Origin of the sequence: Bradyrhizobium sp. 63_E2_N1_3 (assembly GCF_052076005.1) — a bacterium.
GTDB classification, from domain to species: Bacteria; Pseudomonadota; Alphaproteobacteria; order Rhizobiales; family Xanthobacteraceae; genus Bradyrhizobium; species Bradyrhizobium barranii.
This window is the reverse complement of sequence record NZ_CP197235.1, coordinates 7284247-7303046: the sequence shown is the minus strand read 5'-3', so window position 1 is coordinate 7303046 and position 18800 is coordinate 7284247. Positions and strand designations below refer to the sequence as shown.

Genomic DNA, 18800 nt, shown 5'->3' with positions numbered 1-18800 from the left:
GGTTGTTTTCGATGTTTTGTTTTCGCCTGGGTTACGGCTGGTCCGGCACGAGTTCGGTCAGCGAGCGGATGATGCGGTCGGGCTTGACGGCCGAGCCTTCGGGCAGGCCGTCGCCATGCACGTCGATCCAGATCGAGTAGATGCCGAGGCGCTGCGGCGTCACGACTTCCCATTCCAGATTGTCGCCGATCATCCAGGTGTCTTTCGCGGTGACGCCGAGCGCCTCCATCGCGTGCAGATAGGCGCGCTCCTCGGGCTTGCCGAAACCGTGCTCGCCCTCGATCTGGATGTGATCGAAGCGATGCGCGAGCTCGAAGCGCTCGACCTTGGCGCGCTGCATGTCGGCGGCGCCGTTGGTGACCAGCGCGAGTTTGACGCCGCGTGCCTTGAACGCGTCGATCGCATCATGCGCACCGGGGAACACGAAGATCGCTTCTTCGCGATAGGTCGTGAAGCGGTTGGCGAGGCGATCGGCGAGATCGTCGGAGAGGGCGCGGTGGCCGTCGGCGGCGAGCGCGGCGAAGCCGCCCCGCACTGTGAGCCGCCGTGCCTCGCCAAGCTTCATTCGCCATGCGGCTTCCGCATTGGCCCAGAAGTTTCGTGCGAAGGCCAAAACTGCGATCGCGACCTGCTGCGGCGGCAGCGGCGCGAGCTCGTCGGCAAATTCTTCTGCGATCGTATTCCAGGCGATCTCGGGCCGGCCGTAGGCCGACAGGATGGTGTCGTCCATGTCGATCAGCATGGCGCGCGGCAGCGGAGGCATCGCGGTGCTCATGGCCATTTCACCTCCGGCGGCAGCGACGACAGGATGGAGTCCACGTTGCCGCCGGTCTTGAGCCCGAAGATGGTGCCGCGGTCGTAGAGCAGGTTGAATTCGACATAGCGACCGCGCCGGATCAACTGCTCCTCGCGATCCTCAGCGGTCCAGGCGCTCGCGAAATTGCGCCTGACGATGTCAGGGTAGATTTTCTGGAAGGCGCGGCCGACATCCTGGGTAAAGGCAAGGTCGGCGTCCCAGTCGCCGCTGTCGTGCCAGTCGTAGAAGATGCCGCCGATGCCGCGCGCCTCTCTCCGGTGCGGCAGGTAGAAATACTCGTCGCACCATTTCTTGTATTTGTCGTAGTCGGCAACACCGTTCGGGCCCGTGCAGGCCTCCTTCATCGCGGCGTGGAAGGCGAGCGTGTCGGGATCGTCCTGCGTGCGCCGGCGGTCGAGCACCGGCGTGAGATCGGCGCCGCCGCCGAACCAGGCTTTTGTGGTGACGACGAAGCGGGTGTTCATGTGCACGGCGGGCACGTGCGGATTGCGCAGATGCGCGATTAGCGAGATGCCGGAGGCCCAGAACTTGGGGTCGTCTGCTGCGCCCGGGATCTGGGCGCGAAACTCGGGCGCGAATTCGCCGTGCACCGTCGAGCAGTGCACGCCGACCTTCTCGAACAGGCGGCCGGACATCATCGACATCACGCCGCCGCCGCCGGGCGCGCCGGTATGATCGGTGCGCTGCCAGGGCGTGCGTTTGAAGCGGCCGGCCGCGCCCGGATAAAGGCTTTGGGGGGCGTCATCCTCCAGCCGCTCGAAGCTCGCGCAGATGTCGTCGCGCAAAGCTTCGAACCAGGCGCGGGCGCGCGTCTTGCGGTCTTCGATTGTCGAGATGTCCATATCCAATTCCAAAACCGGTCTCGTAGGGTGGGCAAAGGCGCTCTTGCGCCGTGCCCACCATCTTCACTGTCGTCCTGAATGGTGGGCACGCTTCGCTTTGCCCACCCTGCGAATTTCACCCCTGCGGACCGTAATAGGTGCAGCTCTCGTTGCAACTGTCGCGGTGGATGCTGACGCGGGTGAGCTCGCCGATATGCTGGAGCCGCTCCCAGACGAAGCGCGAGAGGTTTTCCAGCGTCGGCGTGCCCAGCGCCTCGATCTTGTTGAGGTATTTGTGGTCCAGCGTCAGCCGTACGTCCTCGATGGCGCGCTGGACGAGGCCGAGATCGACCACCATGCCGGTCGCAGGGTCCGGCGTGCCGCGCAACGTCACCTCGGCGCGGAATGAGTGGCCGTGGATCTCCTCGCTCGCGGCGCCAAAGGTCGTCCCCGATAGTGAGTGCGCCGCCTCGAAGCGGAACGATTTCGTCAATTCCCACATCTGTTCGAAAACCAATCCTATCTGATGCCGAGCGATTTATGCGTCTGCACGCTCAGCCGCCATTGCGGATGGCGCAGGCAATAGTCGATCGCACGCACGGTGTTTTGGGCAACCTCGGGTCCGTCCATCGGCTGCAGCGAGAAGCGTTCGAAGGCGAGGTCCTCGAAGGTCTCGGGGGCGGCGAGGGCCTGCGGATAGACCAGCTTCAGCTCGTGGCCGCGGCGCTGGACGAGTTCGCTGCCGCCCTTGGGGCTGACGCAGATCCAGTCGAGCCCCTCAGGCGCCGCAATCGTGCCGTTGGTCTCGACGCCGATCTCGAAGCCGCGGGCGTGGAGGGCGTCGATCAGGGCGGCATCGACCTGGAGCAGCGGCTCGCCGCCGGTGAGCACCACGTAACGGTTGTTGTCAGCGGCGGCCGTCCATTGCGCGGCGATGGTGTCGGCGAGTTCCGCGGCCGAGGCATAGCGGCCGCCGAGCGTGCCGTCGGTGCCGACGAAGTCGGTGTCGCAGAATTTGCAGGTCGCGGCCTCGCGGTCGGCCTCGCGGCCGCTCCAGAGGTTGCAGCCGGCAAAACGGCAGAACACCGACGCGCGCCCGGCATGGGCGCCTTCGCCTTGCAGGGTCAGGAAGATTTCCTTGACCGCGTAACTCAATGATCTCTCCTCAACATCTCAAACTTGCGGGTTCCGGAGCTGCCGCAGCGCCTCGCCTGCGGCCATCGCCGCGGTCATGGCAACATTGAGCGACCGCAGCCCCGCATTGATCGGGATCACCAGCCGCGCGTCCGCAGCCTCGACCACCGCGTCGGTGACGCCGGCGCTCTCGCGCCCGAATAGCAGGATGTCCGCCGTCTGGTAATGAAAATCGCGGTAATCGGTGGCGGCCTTGGTGGTGAACAGAAGCAGGCGGTAGCCCTGTGTCGCACGCCAGTCCTCGAATTTCGACCAGGAGTCGTGGCGGGTCACGCTGACATGATCGAGGTAGTCCATTCCCGCCCGGCGGAACAAGCGGTCGGAGAACGGGAAGCCCGCCGGCTCGATGATATGGGCGGCCATGCCCAGGCAGGCACAGAGCCTGAGAATCGTGCCGGTGTTCTGGGCGATGTCGGGTTGGAAAAGCGCGATCTGCATGGGCTGTATCAGGGTCGGTGCGGGCCGGAAATGTCTCAATAAAACATCGCTGGCTGCGGAATTCGTGCATTGCACGCCCCCACGCCGTTAGCGGGCTTGCGCTCGCCCGGCAAGGGTGCCAATAGAACGATTCTGGACTGCTGTTTTCGCCTTGTTTCGGTGGGGACAAGTGAAGTTCTGCCGCCGCGGGGGGCCGCGGGCGCCGGCACGCTGTTTTGGGGACCTTGGGGGCTCCCGGAACGGTTCCGTCGGCAGCATAAGAAGAAAGGGTTGGAATCGTGACGACAGCGTCTTCGGCGGACCATCCGACACGCCGTGATTTCTTATTCGTTGCAACGGGGGCAGCTGCAGCAGTAGGGGGCGCAGCTGCGCTCTGGCCCTTCATCTCTCAAATGAATCCTGATGCGTCGACCATCGCCGCCGGTGCGCCGATCGAGGTCGATCTCAGCCCGGTCGCCGAGGGGCAGGACATCAAGGTGTTCTGGCGCGGCAAGCCGATCTACGTCAGCCACCGCACCAAGAAGCAGATCGACGAGGCGCGCGCCGTCAACGTGGCGAGCCTGCCCGATCCGCAGTCCGACGAGGCCCGGGTCAAGCCGGGCCACGAGCAGTGGCTGGTCGTGATCGGTATCTGCACCCATCTCGGCTGCATCCCGATCGCTCATGAGGGCAATTACGACGGGTTCTTCTGCCCCTGCCATGGTTCGCAGTACGATTCGTCCGGCCGCATCCGCCAGGGGCCCGCGCCCGCGAACCTGCCGGTGCCGCCGTACCAGTTCGTTTCCGACACCAAAATCCAGATCGGCTGAGCTTCGGGCCTTCGCCCGAAGCTTCGCGCCGTCTCGTCGTTATATTTCCTCAGGATCGCATCATGAGCGGACCATCCGACTACCAGCCGAGCAATCCGGCCCTGCAATGGATCGAGCGACGTCTGCCGATCATCGGTCTCGTCCATTCCTCCTTCGTCGTCTATCCCACCCCGCGCAACCTGAACTACTGGTGGACCTTCGGCGCCATCCTCTCCTTCATGCTGGGGATGCAGATCCTGACCGGCGTGGTCCTGGCGATGCATTACACGCCGCACGCCGATCTCGCCTTCAAGTCGGTCGAACTGATCGTCCGTGACGTCAATTACGGCTGGCTGCTGCGCAACATGCATGCCTGCGGCGCGTCGATGTTCTTCTTCGCGGTCTACGTCCACATGCTGCGCGGCCTCTATTACGGCTCCTATAAGGAGCCGCGCGAGGTGCTGTGGATCCTCGGCGTCATCATCTACCTCCTGATGATGGCGACGGGCTTCATGGGCTACGTGCTGCCGTGGGGCCAGATGAGCTTCTGGGGCGCCACCGTCATCACCAATCTGTTCTCCGCCATTCCCTATGTCGGCGAGAGCATCGTGACGCTGTTGTGGGGCGGCTATTCGGTCGGCAACCCGACGCTGAACCGCTTCTTCTCGCTGCACTATCTGCTGCCGTTCCTGATCGCTGGCGTCGTCGTGCTCCACGTCTGGGCGCTGCATGTCGCCGGCCAGAACAATCCTGACGGCGTCGAGCCGAAGACGGAAAAGGACACGGTGCCGTTCACGCCGCACGCGACCATCAAGGACGGGTTCGGTGTCGCCTGCTTCCTGCTGCTCTACGCCTGGTTCATCTTCTACATGCCGAACTATCTCGGCGACGCCGACAACTACATCCCGGCGAACCCGGGCGTGACGCCGCCACACATCGTGCCGGAATGGTATTACCTGCCGTTCTACGCGATCCTGCGTTCGATCCCGAACAAGCTTGCGGGCGTGATCGGGATGTTCTCGGCGATCATCATCCTGTGCTTCCTGCCCTGGCTCGATGCCGCCAAGACCAGGTCGTCGAAGTACCGTCCGCTGGCCAAGCAGTTCTTCTGGATCTTCGTCGCGGTCTGCATCCTGCTCGGCTATCTCGGCGCGCAGCCGCCGGAAGGCATCTACGTGATCGCCGGCCGGGTCCTGACGGTCTGCTACTTCGCCTATTTCCTGATCGTGCTGCCGCTGCTCTCGCGCATCGAGACGCCGCGGCCGGTGCCGAACTCGATCTCGGAGGCGATCCTGGCCAAGGGCGGCAAGGCGGTGGCCTCGGTCGCCATCGCGCTCGTTGCCGCCGGCGCGTTGTTCCTCGGCAGCCTTCAGGACGCTCGCGCCTCCGAAGGCAGCGACAGGCCGCCGGGCAACAAATGGTCGTTCTCCGGCCCTTTCGGTAAGTACGACCGCGGCGCGCTCCAGCGCGGCCTGCAGGTCTACAAGGAGGTCTGCTCGAGCTGCCATGGCCTGTCCTACATCGCCTTCCGCAACCTCGCGGAAGCCGGCGGCCCCGGCTATTCGGTGGCGCAGGCAGCGGCGTTTGCGTCCGACTACAAGGTCAAGGACGGCCCGAACGATGCGGGTGACATGTTCGAGCGCCCGGGCCGGCCGGCGGACTATTTCCCCTCGCCATTCCCGAACGAGCAGGCGGCCCGTGCGGCGAACGGCGGTGCGGCGCCGCCCGATCTGTCGCTGATCACCAAGGCGCGCTCCTACGGTCGCGGCTTCCCCTGGTTCATCTTCGACTTCTTCACCCAGTACCAGGAGCAGGGCCCGGACTATGTCGCGGCGGTGCTCCAGGGCTTTGAGGACAAGGTGCCTGAAGGCGTGACCATCCCGGAAGGCTCCTACTACAACAAGTACTTCCCGGGCCACGCGATCAAGATGCCGAAGCCGCTCAGCGACGGCCAGGTAACCTATGGCGACGGCTCGCCGACCACGGTCGCGCAATATTCCAAGGACGTCACCACGTTCCTGATGTGGACCGCCGAACCCCACATGGAAGCGCGCAAGCGCCTCGGCTTCCAGGTGTTCGTGTTCCTGATCATCTTCGCGGGCCTGATGTACTTCACGAAGAAAAAGGTCTGGACCGACTCCCACTGAGCGGATCGAGAAGAAAATGAAGAAGCCCCCGCGAGGGGGCTTTTTTGTTGGACACGAGCGTGTGTTGTTTGGCGCGATTGCCTATCGCGCTCCCAGCGGCCAAAATACTGCCAACCGCTCCCCCAGAAACTCATCGGAGGACACCATGGGAACCGCCATCACCTTCAAGCGCCCGGACGGCAAGGACGCCTCGGGCTATCTCGCCAACGCCGCGCGCGGCAACGCGCCGGGCGTGGTCGTGATCCAGGAGTGGTGGGGCCTGTCGGACCAGATCAAGGGCCTGTGCGACCGCTTTGCGCTCGCCGGCTTCGATGCGCTGGCGCCTGATCTCTACAAGGGCAAGGTGGTGCCGTATCACGACACGGACGCCGCCGGTAAGGAGATGAACTCGCTCGATTTCATGGACGCCACCACGCAGACCGTCCGCGGCGCCACGCAATATCTGTCGCGCAACGGCGCCAAGGTCGGGCTAACAGGCTTCTGCCTCGGCGGCGCCGTCACCATCATCGGCGCGACCAAGATTCCGGAGCTTGCGGCCGGCGTCGTGTTCTACGGCATCCCGCCAGAGCAGGCGGCCAAGCCCGCCGACGTCAAGATCCCGCTCCAGGCCCATTTCGCCAACAAGGACGACTGGTGCACGCCGCAACTGGTCGATGCCTTTGAAAACGGCATGAAGGCCGCCGGCAAGTCGCTCGAGCTGTTCCGCTATGATGCCGAGCACGCTTTCGTCAACGAGCAGCGCCAGGCCGTGCACGACCGCGAAGCCGCCGAGCTCGCCTGGGGCAGGGCGACGGAGTTTTTCAGGAAGCATCTCGGCTGATCGCCTGGAGCCCGGACGGCATCGGGCCCACCCTTGACGCCGTCCCCGCGCCATGGTGAGTATCCGCCCCATGAGCACCGCCGTCCGCCCAGCCCGTCTTTGGTGGCGCACCTCCTAAAGAGGTGGCCGGTGCGATTTCATTTCTCAAAATCGTCGAAGGTCGCCACGCAGTGCGGCGGCCTGATCGTTTGTCCTGTGTGGCGTTTCCTCGGCAAGTTTCGTAAGAGGACGACATGAACAGGACAGTCTTTGCCCTCCCGGCCCGAAGCGACTACGTGACCCGCGGCGGTCTCGCGATCACGCGTGTAGCGGAGCAGTTCACCGGCGGCGCCAACAGGCTCGACGATCTCATCAACCTGCTCGACCGCCGCCGCGGCGTGGTGCTGTCCTCGGGCACGACCGTGCCCGGCCGCTACGAGAGCTTTGACCTCGGCTTCTCCGATCCGCCGCTCAAGCTCGAGACCACTGGCGTCAATTTCAAGCTGGAAGCGCTCAATGAACGCGGCCAGGTGCTGATCGCCTTCCTCGCAGACGTGCTGCACGAGCCCTGCGTCGTGATCTCCGAGAAGAGCGCCACGCAGCTTGCCGGCCACATCATCCGCGGCGATGCGCCGGTCGAGGAAGACCAGCGCACGCGGCGCGCCAGCGTGATGTCGCTGGTGCGCGATCTCGTCGCCGCCTTCTCCGCCAACGATGACGGGCTGCTCGGCCTGTTCGGCGCCTTCGCCTACGACCTCGTGTTCCAGATCGAGGACCTCGTGCAGAAGCGCGCACGCGAAAATGATCAGCGCGACATCGTGCTCTACGTCCCCGATCGCCTGCTCGCCTACGACCGCGCCACCGGCCGCGGCGTGGTGCTGAGTTACGATTTTGCGTGGAAGGGCAAGTCCACCGAAGGCTTGCCGCGCGAGACCGTCGAGAGCCCGTACCTCAAGACACCGCGCCAGGGCTTTGCCGATCACGCGCCTGGTGAATATCAGGCCACGGTCGAGACCGCGCGCGCGGCTTTCGCGCGCGGCGATCTGTTTGAGGCCGTACCCGGACAACTGTTCGCCGAGCCCTGCGATCGCTCGCCGGCGGAAGTGTTCCAGCGCCTCTGCGTCATCAACCCGTCGCCCTACGGCGCGCTGATGAATCTCGGCGAGGGCGAGTTCCTCGTCTCCGCCTCGCCGGAAATGTTCGTGCGCTCGGACGGCCGCCGCGTCGAGACCTGCCCGATATCAGGGACGATCGCGCGCGGCACCGATGCGATCGGCGATGCCGAGCAGATCCGCCAGCTCCTGAACTCGGAGAAGGACGAGTTCGAGCTCAACATGTGCACCGACGTCGATCGCAACGACAAGGCGCGCGTCTGCGTCCCCGGTACGATCAAGGTGCTGGCGCGGCGGCAGATCGAGACCTACTCAAAACTGTTCCACACCGTCGATCACGTCGAGGGCATGCTGCGTCCCGGCTTCGACGCGCTCGATGCCTTCCTCACCCATGCCTGGGCGGTGACGGTAACCGGCGCGCCAAAACTCTGGGCGATGCAGTTCGTCGAGGATCACGAGCGTTCGCCGCGGCGCTGGTATGCCGGCGCGATCGGTGCGGTGAATTTCGACGGCAGCATCAACACCGGCCTCACCATCCGCACCATCCGCATGAAGGATGGTCTCGCCGAGGTGCGCGTCGGTGCCACCTGCCTGTTCGATTCCGATCCCGCGGCCGAAGACCGCGAGTGCCAGGTCAAGGCTGCAGCCCTGTTCCAGGCGCTGCGCGGCGATCCGCCAAAGCCGCTCTCGGCCTTCGCGCCCGACGCGACCGGCTCGGGCAAGCAGGTGCTGCTGATCGATCACGACGACAGCTTCGTGCACATGCTGGCCGATTATTTCCGCCAGGTCGGCGCCGACGTCACCGTGGTCCGCCATGTGCATGCGCTCGACATGCTCAAGCGGAAGAAATGGGATTTGCTGGTGCTGTCGCCCGGACCCGGCAGGCCCGAAGATTTCGGGATCAAGAAGACCATCGATGCGGCGCTGGAGAAGAAGCTGCCGGTGTTCGGCGTCTGTCTCGGCGTGCAGGCGATCGGCGAATATTTCGGCGGCGAGCTCGGTCAGCTCACCCATCCCGCGCACGGCCGGCCCTCGCGGGTGCAGGTCCGCGGCGGACGCCTGATGCGCAATTTGCCGAACGAGATCGTCATCGGCCGCTATCACTCGCTCTATGTCGAGCGCGACAGCATGCCCGAGGTGCTTGATGTCACCGCCAGCACCGAGGACGGCGTCGCCATGGCGCTCGAGCACAAGACCCTGCCGGTTGCCGGCGTGCAGTTCCACCCGGAATCGCTGATGTCGCTCAGTGGCGAGGTGGGCCTGCGGATTGTCGAGAATGCGTTCCGGCTGGATGCGCGCGTTGATTGAGAGGCACCAATGACCTTTGACCACGATCTGAAGGCGAGCGTCCGCACCATCGTCGACTATCCCAAGCCGGGGATCATGTTCCGCGACATCACGACGCTGCTCGCCGATGCGCGCGCCTTCCGCCGCGCGGTCGACGAGCTCGTCAATCCCTGGGCCGGCAACAAGATCGACAAGGTCGCCGGCATGGAGGCGCGCGGCTTCATCATCGGCGGCGCGGTGGCGCATCAGCTCTCGGCCGGCTTCGTGCCGATCCGGAAAAAAGGCAAGTTGCCGCACACCACCGTGCGCATTGCCTACTCGCTCGAATACGGCATCGACGAGATGGAGATGCATGTCGACGCGATCCAGCCCGGCGAGCGCGTCATCCTGGTCGACGATCTCATCGCCACCGGCGGCACCGCGGAAGGCGCGGTGAAGCTCCTCCGCCAAATCGGCGCCAATGTCGTCGCCGCCTGCTTCATCGTCGATCTGCCCGATCTCGGCGGTGCCGCCAAGCTGCGCGCGATGGACGTGCCGGTGCGCACGCTGATGACGTTCGAAGGGCATTGAGCCGCGTCGGCGCCCCGGCGGTCGTCAGATCGCCTCGGCCTTCAATGCCGACCGCCAATGCAGCATGCGCTCCTTCAGGAGCGCGTTCCTGACGTAGTCCGTCTCCTCATCTTCCAGCCGCTCGCATTCGCCGAACGTCAGGCCCGCCTCGCCATGCGCGTTCCAGGCGGCCTGGAGGGTACGGCAGGTGTGGCTGCCTTGGCGGAGCGAGAACCAGATGCGGTTCTGGATGGTCTGCAGGTTCGGCGCCTGGCCGACCCAGGCCTCGCCCGATGCCGCGCAGCGGACGACGTAGATGCCCGCAATGGTCTTGCGCTCCTTGTAGGCGGCGATGGCTGCCTTCCGGTCGATGCTCACGGGGGTGGGACCTTGCTGAGAGGGATACCGATCTCCGCCTCAATAGGCGCGGTCAGCCCCGCAGTCAATATTATCCGGGTAAAATTATCGCCTCAGGAGCTTTGCAGGATCAGGCTGAGCTCGAGCTCGCGGAAGGCGAGGTAGTTCCGCCGGGTCCACTGGTGCAGCTCGGTGGAGGCGTCCTTCTCCTGGCGCAGATAGCCGGTGAAGGAGAAGTTGAGCCGGTCGATATAGGTCTTGAGGAAGCCGGGTAGCGCGGGCAGGCGGAACAGCCGCCCGGTTGCCATCGCGGCCGGCAGCTCGCCGCGCACGATGTGCTCATTGTCCACCGTGATCAGGTTTATCCGGGGGATCTGCCCGCGCAGCATCTCGTGGGCGCGGGCCGAGACGCGATCGGTATCGGCCACGAACAGGATCATCGGCGCGACGTGGCGGCGCGCGGCCTCCTTCAACAGGCCGATCTCGTCGCTCATCTTGAAGAACTCGTCGAAGGCGTGGAAGCCGAGGTCGATCACCTTGGCCATGCCGTCATCGACGATGACGCGGTCCATCAGCTGCATCTTGCCGTAGGTGTCGATCACATCAGCCGTTTCGGTGACCTTCGGCAGATAGTCGAGTAGCGACGGTTCCTTCAGGTTGACGTCGAAGGCCGCGACGTCGCCGTTCTTGAGCAGCAAAAATTCGCTCAAAAGCCGCGCCAGCAGCGTCTTGCCGACCTGCGGGCGGGGCGAGCAGATGATGTAAAGGGGCGTCGCGGGCATCGACAGCTATATCAGGCGAACTCACCGCCCAATCCAGCCGTATCCGCCCGGGCTCTGCAACTATTTTTCGCTGTTGCGGGTGGCGGGCTTCGAACCGACGATGTCGGTCAGCCGGATCCGGTCGAACTCGCTCCAGACATTCGCCAGCCAGTGGCGGACATAGCCGCGCAGCACGAAGGAATAGTTCGCGGCTTCGTCGTTGATGCCCTTGTTGGCGACGAATTTCAGGAACGGGACGGAGGACACCTCGACCTGCTCATAGGCCATTTCGTTGAGCTTGGGGATGGTCAGCTCGGTCGCGTCCTTGATGCGGTGGAAGTAGGAATTGTAGGTCGCCTGGTCCCACTGGAAGAACTGGGTGTCGTTGATGAAGTTCTTCACCAGGAAATATTTTGCGCCCCCCATGAAGCCCGCGGTCTCGGCGATTTCGTCGAGCGACGCGATCGAGGGGCCCAGGATGTGGAACACCGCGAAGGTGATCTGGCCGGCCTTGGCGGCGTCGAGGAAGCCGATGTCGCGCAGCGAGGCCAGCGCCGGCGAGAGCAGGCCGGCGCGGACGTCGATCACGGTCACCGACGGGCTCGCCGCGTTGAGCGTGTCGAAGATCTTCATCTGGTCCGAGGTCGTCATCATGTCGACGATCTCGGTGATCTCGGGGTGAAAGCGCTTCAGGGTTCCGCGCGGCGACTCCGTGTCGAAGGCGCGCGTCGGTACGTTGTTGGCGGAAAAATAATCGAGCAAGGTGCGCGACACCGTGGTCTTGCCCACCCCGCCCTTGTCCGCGCCCACCACAACCACTGCCGGCTTTGCCATTGCTGTCCCCTAACGCGCCCTCCGATTGCGCCTTGCAATCGGTCGGGCCCCAAATCGATGTCCCAAGTCTGCTGTTGGGCGCGAACATGGCAGAAACAAGGGAGAATTCAAATCCTCGGCCTATGGTTGTGGCAATTTCCGAGGTTTTTCCCAATCGCAACGCAACCCTTCGCAAGTCGCTTAAAATCCCGCCCTTAACGACGGCCCCATGGACCCATCGGATTGCCGGCTGCAGTTCCGGAGGGTGCGGGTACGGGCGGCGGACTGGCCGAGCCGCCTGCATCGTCCCAAGGCCCCTGGCGCAACGGCGGCGGGCCGCCCTGCCGCTCAACCTGTGCCTCAGGCTCGTCCGCCTCGTCGGGCGGCGGCAGCGGGCCGGGATCATGGCCGCCGGCGAACTTGACCAGCGCGTCGACCCGGGACTGCACCGAGGGATGGGTCGCGAACAAATCGGCAAAGCCCTCGCGCGGATTGTCGACGCAGAGCTCCATCACCGCCGAGGTCGCGCCCGGCAGCTCGCCGCGGTTCTCGATCTTGCGCAGCGCCGAGATCATGGCGTCCGGATCTTTCGTCAGCTCGACGGAGCCTGCGTCGGCGAGATATTCGCGCGAACGCGACAGCGCGAGCTTCACCACCTGCGACAATAGCCACGCCACCACGATCAACACGACCGCGATGATGATCACGATCACCGCGCCGCCGCCGGAGCTCTTGCTTTCGCTCGATGACGAGGATGATCGCGACGATGAGGACGAGCCCGACGACCACGAGCCGCCGGAGCCGGAGCTCCAGTTGAAGCTCGTGAACAGGCGGAAGAACAACTCGCCGAAGAAGCCGACCACGCCGGCGATGATGACGGCGACCACCATGAGCTGGACGTCGCCGTTCTTGATGTGGGTCAGCTCGTGGCCCAGCACCGCCTCGATCTCCTTGTCGTTGAGCGCATTGAGGAGACCCGTGGTTACGGTGATCGAATATTGCCGCGGATTGAGGCCGGTCGCGAACGCGTTCAGCGCCGGGCTTTCCATGATCTTCAGCTTCGGCATGGTGATGCCGCGCGAGATGCAGAGGTTTTCGAGCAGATTGTAGAGCCGCGGCTCTTCCTGCCGGGTGACGTCGTGGCCGCCGGTCACGGCATCGATCATCGACTGGTGGAAGAAATAGGCGATGACGATCCAGACCGCCGCCGCGATCGTCGCGAACGGCGCGGCGACGATGAGGTCGTGGAAAGCGCGGCTCAGATAGTAGGCGACAGTGCCATTGCTGTTGATGACGACTTCGGCGACCAGCGCGCCGGCATAGACCAGCACGTAGACCAGCATGAACAGGCCGGCGAGCAGCAGCATCGAACGAAACTTGTTCGAGGCGATGTGCGTGTAGAGACCATACGCGGCCATGACGCGATGCCCTGCCGGCCTATCGGCTCAACTCAGAACTTCACCTGCGGAGTGGCTTCGACTTCGGTGCGGCTGGCGCCGAGATCGAAGAAGTCCTTCTTGGTGAAGCCGAACATGCCGGCGAACAGGGCGGCGGGCATCTGCTGGATGCCGGTGTTGTATTCCTGGACCGCGTTGTTGAAGAACCGGCGGCTCGCCGCGATCTTGTTCTCGAGGTCGGAGAGCTCACTGGCGAGCTGCTGGAAGTTGGCGTTGGCCTTGAGGTCCGGATAGGCCTCCGACAGCGCGATCAGCCGGCCGAGCGCGCCGGAGAGCTGGTTCTCGGCGGCGGATACCTGTGCCGGCCCCTGTGCGGACATCGCCGAGTTGCGCGCCTTGATGACGTCGTCGAGCGTGCCACGCTCATGCGAGGCATAGCCCTTCACCGTCTCGACCAGGTTTGGGATCAGATCGTGGCGCTGCTTGAGCTGCACATCGATGTCGGCAAAGGCCTGGCCGACCCGCTGGCCCAGCGCCACCAGCCGGTTGTAGGCGCTGAACGCCAGGAACACGAGGACGACGATGACGCCGAGAACGATCCAGCCGGTCGACATGGAGAACTCCTGAAGGGGGGAAGAAGGCGGGCGCAGCCTAGACCAAATTGGCACAGGACGAGAGCCCGGCGCAGAGGAAGGTAAGACTTGGTCGAATGGGGAACCATCCGAGTTCAAGGCAAAAGCGTCCGACGAAGTTAACTTTCGGCAATGACCGCGTCACCCCAGCGCCAGCGCCGGGCGTTTGCATAGGCGGCCTTGTCGCGCCGCGAGACCTTGGTGATGGCGAGGCCGCCCTCCGTGCAGAGCTTTGCGGTGATCTCGGCCTTGCCGACATCCGGCGGCGCCAGCACGCGCGCGGCGCGTGTTGCGGGCGCTGTCCGGGTCAGGGCGATGTAGATGAAGCGCTCGTCCTCGAACGGCACGTCGGCGCCCTTGATCTGCCGGTGCGCCTGCGAGCGCGGCAGACGCTGGCTGAAATGGCACCAGTCGGGCGCTACGAGGGGGCAGGGTTTTTCGTGCGGGCAGGGCGCGGCGACGTAGGCACCTAGCGCGATCAGTTGCTGGCGCAGTGCCAGGATGCGGGCGTAGCCGGCCGGTGTGCCGGGCTCGATCACGACCAGCGCGTGGCGTGCTTTCGCCCACATCGTTTCCGCCAGCTTGCGCTGATCACCCTCGCTGAGCTCGCCGACCACGTAGCTCGCGACGACGAGATCGGCTTGCGAGGCTTCCGCGAGGTTGGTGCCGGCGTCGCCCGGCAGATAGCGGCAATCAGCGAGCCGCGTGCTGTCATGCGCGAGTTCGAGCGCGAGACGGCTGAGGGTGGCGTTGGCGTCGAGCAGGGTGAAATCCTGCAGCGACGGAAAGGCCTCAGCAGCGGCCCAGCTCGCGGTGCCCGGGCCTGCGCCGACGTCGAGCAGGGTTTCCGGGGCGAGGTCCGGCGCCATCTCGGTCAGCGCATTCAGGCTGGCCGCCACGGCCGCATAGGTTGCCGGCATCCGCGCCAGCGCATAGGCGAGCGCGTCGGCCTCCGACTTGATGGTGCCGGAGGTGCCGCCTGCGCGATAGGCGGTCGAGATTTTTTGCGAGCGCTGTGCGGCGTCGGTGCGGGAGAAGCCCTGGAGCTTGCCGTCGAGGGCTGCTTTTAGCTCAGCGGGGAGGGTGGGTGAGATCATTTTCTCATCGTCATGCCCCGCGCAGGCGGGGCATCCAGTATTCCGAGACGGCGCCGTCAACCGAGAGCCCGCGGCGTACTGGATCATCCGCTCCAGTGCGCAATTTGCGCACAAGGCGGATGATGACGTCAATGGGTGTGGAACGACCGGAGGCTCACGCCACGTTCTGGTCGAGAATGTCCACCGCCTCTGACAGGCTCACCGACACCAGTTGCGAGACGCCGCGCTCGGCCATGGTGACGCCGAACAGCCGGTTCATCCGCGCCATCGTGATCGGGTTGTGCGTGATGATGATGAAGCGGGTGTCGGTCGAGCTGGTCATCTCGTGCAGCAGGTTGCAGTAGCGCTCGACGTTGTGGTCGTCGAGCGGTGCGTCGACTTCGTCCAGCACGCAGATCGGCGAGGGGTTGGTGAGGAACACCGCGAAGATCAGCGCCATCGCGGTCAGCGCCTGCTCGCCGCCCGAAAGCAGCGACAGCGTCTGCGGCTTCTTGCCCGGCGGCTTTGCGATGATCTCGAGACCGGCTTCGAGCGGGTCGTCGCTCTCGATCAGGTGCAGCGCGGCCTCGCCGCCGCCGAACAGCTCGACGAACAGGCGCTTGAAGTGGTTGTTGACGACCTCGAACGAGGTCAGGAGCCGCTCGCGCGCTTCCTTGTTGAGGCTCTGGATACCCTGGCGCAGCCGCTTGATGGCTTCGACGAGGTCATCGCGCTCAGTGACGAGGCCCGTGTGCTGGGTCTCGACCTCGCGCAGCTCTTCCTCGGCGCGCAGGTTGACGGCGCCGAGGCGCTCGCGGTCGCGGCGCATCTTTTCGAGGTCTTCCTCGATGCCGTGCAGCGGCGGCAGCTCGGCGCCGGGCTCGATCTCGGCGAGGCCGGCAACGGCCTGCGGCTCGACCTCCAGCATGTCGCGGATCTCGCGCTCGATGTCCTCGAGCCGGCGCCGTGCGCCTTCCATGCGTTCCTCGGCGCGCGCGGTGGCCTCGCGGGAGCTCGACAGCGCTTCGAGTGTCAGCTTGGCGACGCGATCGGTTTCGGCCATCGCGGTCTCGGCCGAGGCGAGCGCGTCGGCGGCCATGCGGCGGTCGTTTTCCGCGTATTCGATCTCGGTGATCAGCGCGCTGCGCTTCTCGGCGAACACGGCGGGCGCGTTTTCGAGATCGCTGCGCTCGATCGAGACCTCGGTGATGCGGGTCTGGATGGTGTCGATGTGAGAGGCCGCACTCTCCTTGCGGTTCTGCCACTCGGTGCGCTCGGCGAGGATCGCCTGCACGCGGCGGTCGGCGAGCTCCGCTTCGCGCGCCAGCGCCTGCGCCTCGGCGCGGACCTGGGCGGCCATACGGCGATGGCCTTCGATGTCGCTGCGGACGGCGGCGAGACGGGTTTCGGTGTCCTCGCTCGACGGCAGCTCGGTGATCCCGGCCTCGGCATATTCGTACGCGGCCTCGGCCTCGGCGCGGTCGGCGGCGAGACGGCTATGGGCTTCCGACAGCGTCGCCTTGCGCGCGGCGCGGCGGCTGATCTCGCGCTCGGCGGTGGCATGGCGCTCGCGCGCGACGTTCACCTCGCGCTGGGCGGCGCGCCAGGCCTCGCGGCTCGCACCTTCGGTGCTGGCGGCCATCTGCAGCTCGGACTCGGCGTTCTCCAGCGCCTGACGCTTGATCTGCGCGTCGATGCGGGCCTGCTCCAGCTCGTTCTCGATGTCGACGAGGCGGGCGCGCTCGGCGAGGCGCCGTGCCGCACCGGTCGGGGCGTGGGCTGCGGCGACAAAGCCGTCCCAGCGCCAGACGTCGCCTTCGGGCGAGACCAGCCGCTGGCCGGTCTTGAGCTGCGAGACCAGCTCGGCGCCGCGCTCGCGCGGCACCACGCCGATCTGCGCCAGGCGGCGCGCCAGCTCGGCGGGCGCCTGAACGTGGCTCGCGAGCGGCACGACGCCCTCGGGCAGCTCCGGATCGCCGTCGGTGACGCCGGCATTGGTCCAGCGCATCGGCGCGGACGGATCGACCGGCGCGTCGAGATCGTCGCCGAGAGCTGCGCCGATCGCCTTCTCAAAGCCCTTGTCGACGGTGATGCCGTCGATGATCGGCGGCCACAGATTCTTGGTCTCGCCGTTGACGATCTTGGAGATCGTGCGCGCTTCGGTATCGAGCCGCTGCACGCGCTTGTCGGCTTCGACGAGCGGTGAGCGTGAGGATTCCAGCGTCTGGCGCGCGGCAACATGCGCAGCTTCGCTGGCCTGGGCCGCGGCTTCCGAAGCGGCAAGGGTCTGCTCCGCGTTCTCGACCGTTGCGGTCAGCTCGTCGAGATCGCCGAAGCCGCCGGTCTCGTCGGCAAGCTTCTGCTCCTCGGCCGCGACGTTCGAAATCTCCTGGTCGAGGCGGGCGAGCTTGTCGCGATGGGTGCGGACATTGGCCTCGAGCTGGTTGCGCTTGGCGGTGAGGTCGGCGAGCGCCGTGGTGAGCTCGGCGAACTGGTGCTCGGTTTCGGTCAGCACCGCCTCGGCTTCGCCGACGCGCTCGTCGACGCCGGAGCGCTTCTCGACCCGCGACTTGATCTCTTCCTTCAGCTCGGCGTCTTCGGTGTCGAGCCGCTGGAGCGCGACGTCGGCGTCCATGGTCTGCTGCTGGGCGCGGGAGATGTCGCCCTCGAACTGGGCCAGGCGCCGCTCGAGCTCGGCGACGCGCTCCTTGGCGCGCTCTTCCTCGCGGTCGAGCAGCTCGCGGGCATTGGTCAGGCGCTGCAGCCCGGCCGCGGCGCGCGCTTCGGCATCGCGCAGCGCCGGCATTTCGGTGGCGCGGATCGCCTGGATGCGGGCGGCTTCGGCCTGGTGCTGAGTGCGCTCGGCCATCTCGCGAACCGCGAGATCATGGGTCTGGCCGGATTCGTTGACGTCGGCATGCGCGCCGATCCAGCGCAGGTGGAACAGCGTGGCTTCAGCCTTGCGGACCTTGGCCGCGACCTCGCGATAGCGCACGGCCTGGCGGGCCTGCTTCTTCAGGCCTTCCATCTGGCCGGCGAGCTGGCCGATCACGTCCTCGACGCGGGTGAGGTTGGTTTCGGCCGCCTTCAGCCGCAATTCGGCCTCGTGGCGGCGGGCGTGCAGGCCGGCGACGCCGGCGGCGTCTTCCAGCACGCGGCGGCGCTGCTCGGGCTTGGCCTGGATGATCTCGCCGATCTTGCCCTGGTGGACGAGGGCGGGCGAACGCGCGCCGGTGGCGGCGTCGGCGAACAGGATCTGCACGTCGCGCGCACGCACGTCGCGGCCGTTGATACGATAGACCGAGCCGGCCTCGCGCTCGATGCGGCGGGAGATTTCGAGCAGCTGGCTGTCGTTCATCGCCGCCGGCGCGGTGCGATCGGTGTTGTCGATCGTCATCGTCACTTCGGCGTGGTTGCGCGCAGGACGGTTGCCGGAGCCGGCGAAGATCACCGCGTCCATGTCGGCCGCGCGCAGCGACTTGTACGAGGTCTCGCCCATCGCCCAGCGCAGCGCTTCGACGAGATTCGACTTGCCGCAACCGTTGGGTCCGACCACGCCGGTCAGGCCGGGCTCGATGACGAAGTCGGTGGCCTCAACGAAGGACTTGAAGCCGTGAAGGCGCAGGCGGGTGATTTTCATAAGCACGCATCTCTGTTGGCAGGCGCGAATCCCCCTGCCGGGACAATACCATGGAAGGCAATGTCACTCTCTGGGTGAGTCGCGCGAGGCGCCTCATGCGGTCGGACAATGGCCGCGGTGCGCCGCGAGGGCAACCGGCGAAAGCCGCTTTTCCCAAGGGATTTATGCCGGG

17 protein-coding genes are annotated in these 18800 nt (G+C 65.7%); 5 read left to right on the top strand and 12 right to left on the bottom strand.

Annotation, left to right across the window (positions count from 1 at the left end; translation table 11 throughout):
• Window positions 1-31: 31 nt before the first annotated feature.
• The 5 genes from AB7531_RS34670 to AB7531_RS34650 all read right to left on the bottom strand — a co-directional run bounded on the left by AB7531_RS34670 (window position 32) and on the right by AB7531_RS34650 (window position 3270).
• Window positions 32-781, bottom strand: coding sequence for an HAD family hydrolase (locus tag AB7531_RS34670; protein WP_187387794.1), 750 nt, complete (start codon window positions 779-781; stop codon window positions 32-34).
• Complete coding sequence (hemF, locus tag AB7531_RS34665; RefSeq protein ID WP_063985151.1) at window positions 772-1659, bottom strand: oxygen-dependent coproporphyrinogen oxidase; 888 nt, start codon at window positions 1657-1659, stop codon at window positions 772-774. The genes AB7531_RS34670 and hemF overlap by 10 nt, the downstream gene beginning before the upstream one ends.
• Window positions 1660-1774: 115 nt before the next feature.
• Window positions 1775-2140, bottom strand: coding sequence for a 6-pyruvoyl trahydropterin synthase family protein (locus AB7531_RS34660; protein ID WP_063986630.1), 366 nt, complete (start codon window positions 2138-2140; stop codon window positions 1775-1777).
• Window positions 2141-2157: 17 nt separating this feature from the next.
• Window positions 2158-2793 carry a 7-carboxy-7-deazaguanine synthase gene (queE, locus tag AB7531_RS34655; protein ID WP_063985150.1) on the bottom strand — a complete coding sequence of 212 codons (636 nt, stop codon included), beginning with the start codon at window positions 2791-2793 and terminating at the stop codon, window positions 2158-2160.
• 18 nt (window positions 2794-2811) lie between these two features.
• The gene (locus AB7531_RS34650) at window positions 2812-3270 is read right to left on the bottom strand and encodes a tRNA (cytidine(34)-2'-O)-methyltransferase (protein ID WP_063985149.1); all 459 of its coding nucleotides are present in this window, start codon (window positions 3268-3270) and stop codon (window positions 2812-2814) included.
• 278 nt (window positions 3271-3548) lie between these two features.
• Between AB7531_RS34650 and petA the strand changes: the two genes are divergently transcribed.
• The 5 genes from petA to AB7531_RS34625 all read left to right on the top strand — a co-directional run bounded on the left by petA (window position 3549) and on the right by AB7531_RS34625 (window position 9973).
• Entirely contained in the window at window positions 3549-4079 is a 531-nt protein-coding gene (petA, locus tag AB7531_RS34645; RefSeq protein WP_063985148.1) for a ubiquinol-cytochrome c reductase iron-sulfur subunit, read from the top strand.
• A 62-nt stretch (window positions 4080-4141) separates the two neighbouring features.
• On the top strand, window positions 4142-6205 hold the full coding sequence (gene fbcH, locus AB7531_RS34640; protein ID WP_063985147.1) for a cytochrome b/c1: 2064 nt from the start codon (window positions 4142-4144) through the stop codon (window positions 6203-6205).
• A gap of 145 nt (window positions 6206-6350) precedes the next feature.
• The gene (locus AB7531_RS34635) at window positions 6351-7025 is read left to right on the top strand and encodes a dienelactone hydrolase family protein (RefSeq protein ID WP_063985146.1); all 675 of its coding nucleotides are present in this window, start codon (window positions 6351-6353) and stop codon (window positions 7023-7025) included.
• A 233-nt stretch (window positions 7026-7258) separates the two neighbouring features.
• Window positions 7259-9424, top strand: coding sequence for an anthranilate synthase component I (locus AB7531_RS34630; RefSeq protein ID WP_063985145.1), 2166 nt, complete (start codon window positions 7259-7261; stop codon window positions 9422-9424).
• Window positions 9425-9433: 9 nt separating this feature from the next.
• A complete protein-coding gene (locus AB7531_RS34625; protein ID WP_038943444.1) occupies window positions 9434-9973 on the top strand; it encodes an adenine phosphoribosyltransferase in 540 nt (179 codons plus the stop codon).
• A 24-nt stretch (window positions 9974-9997) separates the two neighbouring features.
• On the opposite strand, the gene AB7531_RS34620 is transcribed toward AB7531_RS34625, so the two are convergent.
• The 7 genes from AB7531_RS34620 to smc all read right to left on the bottom strand — a co-directional run bounded on the left by AB7531_RS34620 (window position 9998) and on the right by smc (window position 18628).
• On the bottom strand, window positions 9998-10330 hold the full coding sequence (locus AB7531_RS34620) for a GIY-YIG nuclease family protein (protein ID WP_063985144.1): 333 nt from the start codon (window positions 10328-10330) through the stop codon (window positions 9998-10000).
• A 92-nt stretch (window positions 10331-10422) separates the two neighbouring features.
• On the bottom strand, window positions 10423-11091 hold the full coding sequence (locus AB7531_RS34615; protein WP_063985143.1) for a hypothetical protein: 669 nt from the start codon (window positions 11089-11091) through the stop codon (window positions 10423-10425).
• Window positions 11092-11151: 60 nt separating this feature from the next.
• Window positions 11152-11904, bottom strand: a complete 753-nt coding sequence (locus AB7531_RS34610; protein WP_085402523.1) for a hypothetical protein — start codon at window positions 11902-11904, stop codon at window positions 11152-11154.
• A 194-nt stretch (window positions 11905-12098) separates the two neighbouring features.
• Window positions 12099-13301, bottom strand: coding sequence for a M48 family metallopeptidase (locus AB7531_RS34605; RefSeq protein WP_063985141.1), 1203 nt, complete (start codon window positions 13299-13301; stop codon window positions 12099-12101).
• Window positions 13302-13333: 32 nt separating this feature from the next.
• A complete protein-coding gene (locus AB7531_RS34600; RefSeq protein ID WP_014497379.1) occupies window positions 13334-13894 on the bottom strand; it encodes a LemA family protein in 561 nt (186 codons plus the stop codon).
• A 137-nt stretch (window positions 13895-14031) separates the two neighbouring features.
• On the bottom strand, window positions 14032-15009 hold the full coding sequence (locus tag AB7531_RS34595) for a small ribosomal subunit Rsm22 family protein (protein ID WP_063985140.1): 978 nt from the start codon (window positions 15007-15009) through the stop codon (window positions 14032-14034).
• 154 nt (window positions 15010-15163) lie between these two features.
• Window positions 15164-18628, bottom strand: coding sequence for a chromosome segregation protein SMC (smc, locus tag AB7531_RS34590; RefSeq protein ID WP_063985139.1), 3465 nt, complete (start codon window positions 18626-18628; stop codon window positions 15164-15166).
• Between the last annotated feature and the right edge of the window lie 172 nt (window positions 18629-18800).